Origin of the sequence: Croceicoccus gelatinilyticus (genome assembly GCF_018398395.1) — a bacterium.
Lineage (GTDB): Bacteria > Pseudomonadota > Alphaproteobacteria > Sphingomonadales > Sphingomonadaceae > Croceicoccus > Croceicoccus gelatinilyticus.
Window position 1 is genome coordinate 136,847 of the sequence record NZ_JAHCBF010000002.1, and the last position, 10,019, is coordinate 146,865.

The window sequence follows — 10,019 nt, forward strand, 5'->3', positions numbered from 1 at the left end:
CCATGCGTATTCTTCTCACCAACGACGACGGCATCAACGCACCGGGGCTGGAGGTGCTGGAAGGCATCGCGCGCCAGCTTTCGGACGACATCTGGATCTGCGCGCCGAGCGAGGAACAGTCGGGCGCGGGCCACTCGCTGACGCTGACCCGACCGGTGCGGATGCGCAAGCATGACGACCGCCGCTTCTCGGTTACCGGCACGCCGACGGATTCGGTGACGATGGGGCTGAAGAAAGTTCTGGATGGTAAGCCCGACCTGATCCTGTCGGGCGTCAATCGCGGCGCGAACCAGGGCGATGACATCACCTATTCGGGCACCGTCTCTGCCGCCATCGAAGGCGCGCTGGCGGGCGTGCGCTCGATCGCGTTGAGCCAGATCTACAGCCGCGAGGGCGCGGGCAACGACGTATCGTTCGACGCGGCGGAAAAATGGGGCGCCAAAGTTTTGAAGCCCCTGCTCGACATGCCGTTTGCCGCCCGCACGCTGGTCAACATCAACTTTCCTGCCGTGAAGGCAGAGGACGTGAAGGGCATTCGCGTCGTGCGTCAGGGCTTCCACGACTACAGCCGCGGCACCGTGGTCGAAGGGATGGACCCTCGGGGTTTCCCCTATTTCTGGTTCGGCCTCGAACCGATCGAACACACCCCGGGGCACGAGACCGATCTGGAAATAACGCAGGACAACTACATCGCGGTCACCCCGCTGCAGCTTGACCTGACCCACTATCCTTCGCTTGATACGTTGGCAGACCGTTTCGCGAAGATGGGAGACTGACGACACGTGCCGATGCGCAAGCCCATCCGGCTGCAACGACACCGCCCCCTGCGGCGCAAGCTGGGCCTGCCGGTCTGGGCCGATGCCTTCCTTCGCCTGTTCGCGGCGATCTTTCTCGTCTTCATCGTCGTGCTCATCCACTGGAGCGACCGTGACGGACTGATCGACAATCATGACGGCGTCGTCAGTTTCTCCGACGTCGTCTATTTCACGATGATCTCGATCACGACGACGGGCTTTGGCGACATCGCGCCGGTGTCCGACAAGGCCCGCATGATCGAAGCCGTGATCGTGACCCCGATCCGCTTTGCCGTGATCTTCATCTTCGTCGGCACGGCCTACAACTTCATCATCAAACGCAGCTGGGAGAGATTCCGCATGTCCCGTATTCAGGAACGCCTGAAGGATCATGTCGTGGTGCTGGGCTTCGGCGTCTCCGGCTCCGAAGCGGTGGCAGAACTGATCGCGCGGGGCACCAGCCCCGATTGCATCGTCGTCATGGACAGCAGCGAAGAACGCTTGCAGCTAGCCGAGGACATGGGCTGCAACATCATCAACGCCGATGCCAGCCGCGACGAATCCCTGCAGGACGTCCGCATCGCGCAGGCCGCGACCGTGCTGGTTTCGGCAGGCCGCGACGACAGCTCGATCCTGATCGTGCTGACCGTGCGTCACCTGGCACCCGAAGTGCCGATCACCGTCGTCGTGCGCGCGCCCGACAACGAACTGCTCGCCCGGCAGGCTGGCGCGACCAACGTGATCAATCCGGTGCGCTTTACCGGGCTTCTGTTGGCCGGAAGCGCCAGCGGCATGCACACCGCCGACTATCTGTCCGACCTCGCCTCGGTCACGGGCCGCGTGCAACTTGTCGAACGCGAAGCGCGGCCCGAAGACATCGGGCGCTCGCTACGCGAACTGGGTTCGGGCAGCCTCGGCCTCAGGCTCTACCGCGACGGCCGCGCGATCGGGTACTGGGAAGACGACGCGCAATCGGTGCAGGCCGGCGACATGATCGTCGTGATCCGCCCGACGCCTGAATGCGGGCCAGGGGTGCTTTAAGGTTCTGCGCAAGCGGACCGTCAGGCCGCTCACCGCATCACAGATCGCCGTTGACCGAACTGCGCACAAAGCCCCAGACCAGCTTGGCCCAGTTGTGCGGCGCCTTTGCCTGTCCGCGCGCATAGTCGAGCAATTCGTCCAACCGCGCACGATCATAAAGCCGTCCGCCCTGAACGACGGCCCGGATCGATCGCGTATTGGCAATGTCGGTCAGCGGATTGTCGGCGAGCAGGACCAGATCGGCCCGCTTGCCGACCGCGATGGACCCGGCCACGCTCTCTTCCCCGACATAGCGCGCCGCATCGTAAGTGGCGGCGCGCAGCACTTCTGCCGGGCTGAGCCCTGCTCCCGCCAGATGGGCCATCTCGTCGTGATAGCGGAAACCGCCCAATATCGTGTCCGTGCCGATCAGCAGGTTCGCGCCCCCTTTGTAAGCCTGCCCCGACAGACCGCGCGCGTGTTCGAAATATGCGGTGAGCACTTTCCGGCCCTCAGGCCCGGCATAGGCGCTGCGCGTTGCGGACAAATCGTCGTTCCAGGCCCACTTCGACAGGGGATCTAGGTAGGCCAACCGCGGATCGTTCACGAATGCGTGGTCGTCGGCGCGCATGTCCTCTTCGCGGGTCACGAGGGTCGGGACATACCACACGCCCTCTTGCGCCAGCGCCTCTATTGCCGATGCGCAGCGCGCCTCGTCGTATTCGGCAACGATGGCCCGATCCCGCTCCATCGGCGTCATCGCGTCCAGCTTGCCTTCACGCCAATCGCCCGCGCGCGCAAAGCAATGGCGAGGCAACAGGTGGGCATGTTCGAAACTGGTCTGGCCGACCTCGATCGCGTCGATCAGATCCACCTCTTTCGGAAGATGCCCGACGAGGCGCAGCCCCCGCTGCCCAGCCTCTTGCGCGGCGGCCAGATAGGATGTGCGGGGCAGGCGATTGTAGACCTTGATCGCGTTCAGGCCGCGGCTGTCGTATTCTGCGATACGCGACCGCACCTGTGTTGGTGTGACATCTTCGCCTTCGAGGTAATAGCTTGCGGTTTCCACTATGCGCGGAGCCGTCAGCCGGCCGCCCGCAGATGCCGCATTCCAGGCTCGTTTATCGGCGTGGCAGGCGATGAGGCTGTCCTCGATACCGGGACAGTCCATCATGTCGCGGACTGCCGTAACCCCGTTCGCGATCCATAAGGGGAAGTGCGCTTGTGGCGAATGCTGGAACGTGTGGACGTGCATGTCCCAAAGGCCCGGAATGACGAAGGCGCCAGCCCCGTCCATGACCGGCAGACCTTCAGCGGGAAGGTCCGGGCCGATTTCGGTGATGACCCCGCCGCGAATTTCGATGGACGACGGGGGCAGCACTTTGCCCGACAGCACGTCGACGATCCTGACGTCGCGGACGATCCGGCTGTCGGCGCTGTCCGGCAGGGGCGCAGGGGTCAAAGGCCAGATGACCAGAGCAATCAAGCCTAGCGCAAACAGGCCGAGGCAGATCGCCAGATACCGTCCCAGCTTCACCATCATCCCCCAATGCGGCCTTACTGGCGCAAAGCGATACGGGGTGTGGACTGATAAGAAAAGCGGCTAGTTCGAAGGGCGTAATGTTCGGCGTGAAGAGCTATGTCCTACACGCCATCACCCCGTCATGATCCGCGCCGTTCTTTGCCATGGTCGAAATTCGTCGTGCACCTGTCACCCGGCGGGACAGACGCGAAAGGCGCAAAAATGCTGGGCCCACGCCTTGTTGGCAGTGGGTGACAGGGTGTCACCTTTGTCACCCGCGGCAATCAGCGCGATTGCCACTGCTGACGGGTTCGGATAATCCGACAGGGTCGAAAAAGGGGAGACCGGTGCGGTTCAATCGGTCCCTGCCAAGGCGGGCCCTGACCTTCGCTGCGGCGTCGTGCCCCAAGACCTGAACGCTGCGAGCAATCGGGCCGCAGCGATGGAGGCTTTTTGACATGCAACACCGCCTATCCCTTATCACGCTCGGCATCACCGATCCGGCCCGCTCGCGCCGGTACTATTCGGAAGGCTTCGGCTGGTCGCCCGTCTTCGAGGCAGACGGCATCGCGTTCTACCAGATGAACGGCTTCATCTTCGGAACGTGGCTGCGCCCGGAACTGGAAAAGGACATGCAGCTAACCGGTCTAGCCAGCCCCGGTGCCTTTGCGCTGGCGCACAATGTTGCCGCACGAGAAGACGTGGAGCCGATGCTGGACAAGCTGGTCGCGGCAGGCGGAAAACTGCTGCGCCATGCGGACGAGCCGGAACACGGCGGGCTGCGCGGCTATGTCGCCGATCCCGACGGGCATGGTTGGGAAATCGCGTGGAACCCGTTCCTGCCCATCGCCGAGGACGGGACGATCACGTTTCCGGCGATCTAGCAGGTCTCACCAGACCGGCTTGTTCTCCGCAGCCGAGGCCGCGGCGTCGAGCTTGTCGATAGCTTCGCCGATGGTGTCCGCGCTTAAAAGCTGGTCGCGGCGGGCCGCGCTCATGAAACCTTCGTCGCGAACGTGGTCGCAAAAGGACATGAACTTGTCCCAGTAGCCATCGGTGTTGAGCAGGCAGAACGGCTTGGAGTGATAGCCCAGCGCGTTCCAGGTCCATGCCTCGAACAGTTCGTCGAACGTGCCGATGCCGCCCGGCATGCACAAGAACCCGTCGGCAAGCTGCGTCATCTTTGCCTTGCGCTGGTGCATGTCGGCAACTTCGTGAAGTTCGGTAAGGCCGGTATGCGCAACCTCGTGACTGACGAGCGCTGCGGGGATCACGCCATAGACCTTGCCGCCAGCATCCAGAACGGCATCGGCGATGGTGCCCATCAGGCCCAGCTTGCCGCCGCCGTAAACGAGGTCGATCCCGCGCGACACCATCTCTGCCCCAAGCTGCTTCGCGATCTCGGTGTGCATCGGGTTGGTGCCGGCGGCGGACCCGCAATAGACGGCAAGGCTGCGGATCGTGCTCACGCGTGGTCTCCTGTCTCGAAGCCGCCGATGGGGCGTGCGCCGACGTGGGTAATGACGGACGCAGCGGCCCGCGCCCCGCCCTTCAGGCAATGTTCGAGGTCTGCGCCTGCGACGTGGGCGGCAAGGAACCCGGCCGCGAACTGGTCGCCCGCGCCGGTCGTGTCGACGACTTCGGGAACGGGGGCTGCGGGCACCTCGATCCGGTCGGTGCCCGAAACCGCCATCGCGCCTTCGGGGCCCTTGGTCAGGACCAGCGTTTCGACCTGCTTCGACAGCAGTGCGATCGCGGTTTCGCTGTCTTCGACGCCCGCCATCAGCCTGGCTTCGTATTCGTTGGCGAAAAGGATATCGACCGCGCCGTCGGCAACCAATTTGGCAAGGCTCTCGCGGCGGCCCGGAAGAGCGATGGAATCGGACAGGGTGAAGGCGATCTTGCGGCGCTCTGCATGGGCCAGTTCGATCGCGCGGCGCATCGCGGCACGCGGGGTTTCGGGGCCCCAGAGATAGCCTTCGAGGAACAGCATCTGCGCCCCGCGGATCGCGTCCTCGTCCAGCGCGTCGACGGTCAGGCGGTGGCTGGCGGCGGGCGAGGTCTGCATCGTACGCTCGCCATCCGGGCTGACGAGGATGAAGCAGCGGCCCGTCGGCGCGTGGCGGATCGGCGGCGTGTCGAACGCGATGTCGAGCCCGTACATATGCGCGGCAAACAAGGTGCCGAGCCGGTCGTCGCCGGTCTGCCCGATGAAGCGGCACTTCGCACCCAGCGCCGCAGCGCCCGCCAGCGTGTTTGCCGCAGAGCCGCCGGGCACTTCCTCGACATGGCCGCTTTCCGCCATCGCGCTCGCCAGCGCCTCGGCCTCGTCATCGGCAAGAAGGCGCATCGTGCCCTTGCTGACGCCGGCAGCGGTCAGGAAAGCCTCGTCACGGCGGGCAAGCACGTCGACGATGGCATCGCCCAATGCAACAATATCGAACTGTTCGCTGGCCATGGCGGGAAAAGGGAATCCGTGTCGGTTGTCTGGGAGGTTTCGGCGGCAACTATACTCACGCCATCAACGGGTCAATCGAGAGAGGCGTTCCACAGGTCTTGCCCGTGCCCGGAAAGCCGCTATCGCTTGAAAGATGAACGAATCCCCCGCCGATCAGGCCGCTCCGCAGACTCTCGTCGCCGTACCCAAGGGCCTCTTTGCCCCCGGCCTCTTCGCCATCGCGCTGTTCTATGGCGGGATGTGCACGTTTGCAGGCCTGCTCGGCAACAAGCAGGTCGCGTTGGGCCCGCTGGCGGTGGAGGCGGGGATGTTTGCCTTCCTGCTGCTGGTCGCGATGGGCGGTGCCGTGGCCGAAGTCTATGGCCGCTCTGTCGCGAACAAGCTGGTGCTCTGGGGCTTCGTGCCGATCTTCGCCTCGATCCTGCTCTCGCTGCTGGTCGCCGCGATGCCCGCTTCGCCCGAAATGCAGCCCGAACGGCTGGAAGCGATCCAGATGGTGCTGACGGCAACGTGGCGGATATGGATCGCGGGGCCGATCGCCTACGGTACGTCGCAGATCCTCAACATCACGGTGATCAGCGCGCTGAAGACCAGGTTCGGCGGGCCGATGTGGATCCGCGCAGGGCTTGCAGGGGCACTTTCGCAGGCTCTCGACACGGTCATCTTCATTACGGTGGCCTTCTTGGGCGTATTCCCGATCCTGCCGCTGCTGGCCGGGCAGATGATCGCCAAGGTGGTCCTGTCGATCGTGCTGATCCCCTTCCTCGTCACATGGTTTGCCGGATTCGCGCGGAAGCTGGACGGGCGCATTCAGTAATCGATAAATCCGAATACGGTGACCGGTTTTATACCAGAAACGCGATGAGGCTTCGTCCGTTATTAGGGTGAACCAAGGAAATCGAATTACAGGAGTTTAGAACATGGGCGATAACGCGACGAAGGCGCTGGTAGACGGTCTCAACGGCCTCCTGGCCGACCATCTCGCCCTGTACCTCAAGACGAAGAACTTTCACTGGCACGTGAAGGGCCGCGAATTCCGCGATCTGCACTTGCTGTTCGACGAACAGGCGCAGGAAATCTTCGGCAACGTCGACATCATTGCCGAGCGTGTCCGCAAGATCAAAGGCATGACGCTGACCTCGATCGGGTCGGTCGCTGCCAAGACCAAGGTCGCGGATGAGGATGACACCTCGCTCGACGCGATGACGATGGTCGAGAAGCTGCGCGACGACAACGCGACGCTGGTCGCGACGCTGAAGGAACTGAAGGACCTTGCCGGCGAAGCGGGCGACAACGCCACCGACGGTCTGATCGACGACTGGACCGACCAGGCAGAGGAACGCGTATGGTTCCTCTCCTCGATTTTGGGCTGACTTAGGGGCTAAACTACAGGCTACCGTTCGCCGACAGCCCGATCCCGTCGGGCCTGCCTGTGAACCCCATATCCAGCAATGGCGTGCTGACCTCTACCGGAAGCCCGGTCAGAACGAGGTTGGCGCGCCATTTGCCGTTGGGCTCCAGCCAGAAACCGAGATTCTCGGTCCCGCTCGGCCCTTTCATCGGCACGAACAGGGCATCGCCCTCGCACCGCGCGGGGCCGGACATGATCGTCTCTGCCGGAAGCGTGGGGCCAAGCGCAGGGATAGTGAGGCCCAGCGTGCCCGATGCCGCCACGCAGCGACCCTCGCGAAGCTCCACTGCAAAGTCCGCGAAAGTCAGCGAACGCACCGGAAGCGGCGACATCGCCCCCGATAGCGGCAGTTCGCCATTGGCATCGCGCAGCGCGGCCCATGCCTCACCCCCGCGCGCATAGGCGTGGAACTGCGACTGGCCGGGCATGGCGGGCCGGTTGAGCGCGAACTCCGCCGTGCCGGTGAACAGCGGCAGCGGACGCAGCGCGACGTGAAGATTGCCCAGCGGCAGCGAGGCCGCCTGCATGTCCCCTACCTGCCCGTCCCAGACCGTCCCTACGACTTCGCGGGCGGCAAGCGAGCCTTCGCCATTGGCAGCGCCCAGCGCGACGCGCAGCGGGAACATCACGACCAGCGCGATTAGCACCAAGAGGCCCAGCACGATCTTCGTCGTACGCGACAGACGCGCATCGCGAATGAAAATCCAGCGCCCGATCACCGTCCTGCCCTCCGAACGGTGGCGTTAACCGAGACCGAGCCGTCGGCAGCTGGCGTGATCGTCACCTGCTCTGCCACGATGCCCTGCCTGCGCAGCATGTCGAGGAACGCGAAAGCCGAACCCGGCGCGGCGGTCGGGATCACGACCAATGCGCTGTCATTTCCGCGCGGGTCGTTCGATTGCAGCACCAGTCCTTCGGCATCGGCGATCTGCGCGACGGCCTGTGCCACCGGCCCTGCCCCGCCCTTGGCCGCAGGTGCATCGTCGAGCTGCTCCAGCCCCGCCATCACCTGCCCTGCCGCGACAACCGCCTCGCGGTGGCGGACATGGGCCGCGTCATGCGCAGCGCCCAGAGGAAGGATCAGGCCGTAGATGACGATGAGCACGCCCGCGAGCGCGCCCGCCACGCCCACCAGCACGCGTTCGCGCATGGTGAGGCCGAGGAACCAGTCCCGCGCCGGTGTCCAGACCGATTTCATGGTGCCCTCACGGTAATGTCGGCCACGGTCGCGCCGCTGGCATCGGGTGCGACTTGCGGCGGCGCGGTGACCTGCCAGCCGTCACGCTGGAGCGAGATCAGCATCTGGTTCAGCGCCTGATCTGTCGGAGCGGCTGCGCGGATCGCCAGAGTGCCGTCCGCGCGCCAGTTGATGTTGCGCAGCGTGACCGAGGGGTTCGGCTGCATCGCGGCGAAGACTGCAGGCGCGCTGTCGGCAAAGGCCACACCGCCCGCGCCCCGGCGCAGCAGTTCGGAGCGGATCTGAATCTCGGCCCCGGCGAGATCGCCGACACCGGGGAAACGGGCCCGCACAGCCTCGATCGCGGCCTCTTCGCGCGCGTCGGCATCGAGGTTCAGCTTCACAGTCTCGACCGTGAAGATCAGGAAAACGAGCAGCAGCAGGATCGCAGCCATGCGGGCCAATTGCTTCCAGTCGGGCAGGCGGAAATAGGATACGCGCGGTAGGGCATATGGCCCCTGACGCAAGTCGAGTTCGGGCGCGGCGAACGTATCGACCAATCGCGCGGCAAGCCGGTCTTCCCCGATCTCGACCGCGCCTGCTCCGGGTGCGAGCGCGGGGAGCAAGTCGCTCTCTCCGGCAAAGGCGGCAGACGGCGTGCGGGCCAGCGCTTGACCGCCGAGGTCCGCCGATGCGACGGTTCCGGCCTCGGCCAGCGGCAAGGCCAGCGCGGCAGGCACCAGCGCATGGGCATCGAGCCCCGCGGTCGCCAGTTCGCCGAGCCATGCATCCATGTCGGACTTTGCGACGGCGGAATTCAGTACCGCATCACCATCCGGCGAAGCGGCAACCGCGACGTGGGTTTCGGCAATCGGCGCACGCAGGCCCGGCGGGTCGAGACGCGTTGCGGCCAGTGCCTGTGCAGACGTCATTTCGCCACGCGGTGCAATGCGGACAGGCGCGAGCGCGGCAGGTGCGAGCGCGACGACGCGTCGCCCTTCGATATCGCCCCAAGGCGCATCGTGACCGGGCGTGAAGCGGTGGCCGCTACCGAGCCTGCCGCCCTCGACATGCCAGTAACGCCATTCGCCGCCCGGCGCTTCGGGCAGCAGGACGAGCAAGCCTTCCGGCCCGCCGCCAACATCGCCTTCGGGCAAATCGTGGTTCAGTCGCAGCGCCATGCGTGATCAGCCGACGATGTCGGCATCTTCCCCCTCGCCGCCGGGCTGGCCATCGGCGCCCAGCGAGTAGATTTCGAAAGGCGCGCCGTTCTGGCCGGGCGAGCGGAACTGGTACGGGCGGCCCCACGGATCGGTCGGCAGCGCCTTGATATAACCGCCGCTGCGATAGTTCTGCGGCATGGCAAGCGAGGCGGGCGGATTGACGAGAGCGGACAGTCCCTCGCTCGCGCCCGGATAGCTGGCGTTGTCGAGGCGGTACATCTCCATCGCCTGGCCCAGCGTGGCGATGTCGGATTCGGCCTTCACGCGCATCGCCTTGTCCTGACTGGGCAGGACATTGATCGCCACGGCCGTCGCCAGCAGCGCGATGATGAAAAGCACCACCATCAGTTCGACGAGGCTGAAGCCGTTGCGGCGGGCCTTGCGGGCGGTCTTGCGGGTCGGTTCGGTCATGTC

12 protein-coding genes are annotated in these 10,019 nt (G+C 65.0%); 5 read left to right on the forward strand and 7 right to left on the reverse strand.

The annotated features are described in order from the left end of the window. Window positions 1-2 precede the first annotated feature (2 nt). Together surE and KIH45_RS04515 are read left to right on the forward strand one after the other, a co-directional pair. Window positions 3-776: a 5'/3'-nucleotidase SurE gene (gene surE / locus KIH45_RS04510; RefSeq protein WP_213174819.1), complete on the forward strand. Its 774-nt coding sequence runs from the start codon at window positions 3-5 to the stop codon at window positions 774-776. Between the two features lie 12 nt (window positions 777-788). After that, entirely contained in the window at window positions 789-1,835 is a 1,047-nt protein-coding gene (locus tag KIH45_RS04515; protein ID WP_213174820.1) for a potassium channel family protein, read from the forward strand. 37 nt (window positions 1,836-1,872) lie between these two features. Here the strand turns inward: KIH45_RS04515 and KIH45_RS04520 are convergent, their stop codons facing one another. Next, on the reverse strand, window positions 1,873-3,357 hold the full coding sequence (locus KIH45_RS04520; protein WP_213174821.1) for an amidohydrolase family protein: 1,485 nt from the start codon (window positions 3,355-3,357) through the stop codon (window positions 1,873-1,875). 437 nt (window positions 3,358-3,794) lie between these two features. On the opposite strand from KIH45_RS04520, the gene KIH45_RS04525 reads away from it, so the two are divergent. Beyond that, window positions 3,795-4,220 carry a VOC family protein gene (locus KIH45_RS04525; protein ID WP_213174822.1) on the forward strand — a complete coding sequence of 142 codons (426 nt, stop codon included), beginning with the start codon at window positions 3,795-3,797 and terminating at the stop codon, window positions 4,218-4,220. Between the two features lie 6 nt (window positions 4,221-4,226). Here the strand turns inward: KIH45_RS04525 and KIH45_RS04530 are convergent, their stop codons facing one another. Next, complete coding sequence (locus KIH45_RS04530) at window positions 4,227-4,805, reverse strand: LOG family protein (protein ID WP_337925402.1); 579 nt, start codon at window positions 4,803-4,805, stop codon at window positions 4,227-4,229. Further along, window positions 4,802-5,794: an adenosine kinase gene (locus KIH45_RS04535; protein WP_213174823.1), complete on the reverse strand. Its 993-nt coding sequence runs from the start codon at window positions 5,792-5,794 to the stop codon at window positions 4,802-4,804. Before KIH45_RS04535 ends, KIH45_RS04530 begins: the two co-directional genes overlap by 4 nt. A 133-nt stretch (window positions 5,795-5,927) precedes the next feature. On the opposite strand from KIH45_RS04535, the gene KIH45_RS04540 reads away from it, so the two are divergent. Together KIH45_RS04540 and KIH45_RS04545 are read left to right on the forward strand one after the other, a co-directional pair. Next, a complete protein-coding gene (locus KIH45_RS04540) occupies window positions 5,928-6,611 on the forward strand; it encodes a queuosine precursor transporter (RefSeq protein WP_213174824.1) in 684 nt (227 codons plus the stop codon). A gap of 103 nt (window positions 6,612-6,714) precedes the next feature. Further along, the gene (locus KIH45_RS04545) at window positions 6,715-7,167 is read left to right on the forward strand and encodes a Dps family protein (RefSeq protein ID WP_213174825.1); all 453 of its coding nucleotides are present in this window, start codon (window positions 6,715-6,717) and stop codon (window positions 7,165-7,167) included. A gap of 13 nt (window positions 7,168-7,180) precedes the next feature. On the opposite strand, the gene gspN is transcribed toward KIH45_RS04545, so the two are convergent. The 4 genes from gspN to gspG are packed head-to-tail and all read right to left on the reverse strand — an operon-like array spanning window position 7,181 to window position 10,016. Beyond that, entirely contained in the window at window positions 7,181-7,924 is a 744-nt protein-coding gene (gene gspN / locus KIH45_RS04550; RefSeq protein WP_213174826.1) for a type II secretion system protein N, read from the reverse strand. Then, a complete protein-coding gene (gene gspM, locus KIH45_RS04555) occupies window positions 7,921-8,403 on the reverse strand; it encodes a type II secretion system protein GspM (protein WP_213174827.1) in 483 nt (160 codons plus the stop codon). Before gspM ends, gspN begins: the two co-directional genes overlap by 4 nt. Continuing rightward, window positions 8,400-9,563, reverse strand: a complete 1,164-nt coding sequence (gspL, locus tag KIH45_RS04560) for a type II secretion system protein GspL (protein WP_213174828.1) — start codon at window positions 9,561-9,563, stop codon at window positions 8,400-8,402. The genes gspM and gspL overlap by 4 nt, the downstream gene beginning before the upstream one ends. 6 nt (window positions 9,564-9,569) lie before the next feature. Beyond that, complete coding sequence (gene gspG, locus KIH45_RS04565; protein ID WP_213174829.1) at window positions 9,570-10,016, reverse strand: type II secretion system major pseudopilin GspG; 447 nt, start codon at window positions 10,014-10,016, stop codon at window positions 9,570-9,572. Window positions 10,017-10,019: the final 3 nt, after the last annotated feature.